Raw genomic sequence first — 966 nt, 5'->3', positions numbered from 1 at the left:
ATACGCGTGGTGCTAGTTAAATCGTTCTAGGCAATATGCCATGTTGTAAGCTAATATGGCGACTTCAAGCCGTTCTTGAAATCCGGTTAAACTTCTAGCTCGATTATTCTCGGCATTATAGTATGTTAACAATGAAAAATCACTCTCTATTGTTCTTCTAAGTGCCATCAAATAATGGTTATTATGCTTTTTAGCGTTCTTCATATTCTTTCGATAAGGTGTCCAAAGTATATAGCCCATCTTTTTAAGTTGGTGATGTAGATCTTTGCCTACATAGCCTTCGTCACCCAGAAGATAACGATTTTTAGGCTGAGCATTGACAAGCAATTCTATTGTTTCTCTGGCATCATTAACTGAAGCTTTAGTAATTGCATAATCAAGTAAATACCCATCATCACTAACAATCGCGTGAACTTTAAATCCATAATAGAATGTCTTTTTGGTCGCTTTATAACCTATATTGGCATAATCACTAAAGATCTTGGCTTGACAATTACGAACGGGCCGACAGACCGGAACAGGAAAGCTATCAATGATTAAAATATCACCTGACAAATCTACTTCTTCATTTAAGACATGACGAATTCGGTAGATTAATGGTAAAAGCATTCGAGTTCTGCGATTAAAGCGAGAGTGAGATAAATTAACTAAATGCTCACAAAATCTTCTTTGAGATTCAATTCCTAGAGAAGCCTGCCAAATAAGCATAGCTAAAATAGAGCTATCAGATACTTTGCACTGAGCAATATTTCGCCGATGCTTGATTTCATCAGAAGCGTAAAGCTTATACCAAGTTCGACAAATTATGTTCAAACGGCTAAAACTAACTTGTAAATGATGAGAAAAACGCTTAAGCTTAGGATAGTTCAATCTAGTCAGACTCTTTTCTATGATTATGTTTACAAGTCGAGTCTAACAAGATTGGACTTTTTTAGTAACTAAAACGATTTAACTAGCACCACGCGT

At 35.8% G+C, this 966-nt stretch carries 1 protein-coding gene; it reads right to left on the bottom strand.

Annotated elements, in window-relative coordinates; all coding sequences use genetic code 11:
* Nucleotides 1–12 precede the first annotated feature (12 nt).
* Entirely contained in the window at nt 13–870 is an 858-nt protein-coding gene (locus CP368_RS10080) for an IS982 family transposase (protein WP_012845488.1), read from the bottom strand.
* Nucleotides 871–966: the final 96 nt, after the last annotated feature.

This window comes from Lactobacillus sp. UMNPBX17 (genome assembly GCF_002553735.1).
Classification (GTDB): domain Bacteria; phylum Bacillota; class Bacilli; order Lactobacillales; family Lactobacillaceae; genus Lactobacillus; species Lactobacillus gallinarum.
The sequence above is the reverse complement of the archived record's forward strand: the minus strand, read 5'-3'. Positions and strand labels throughout refer to the sequence as shown.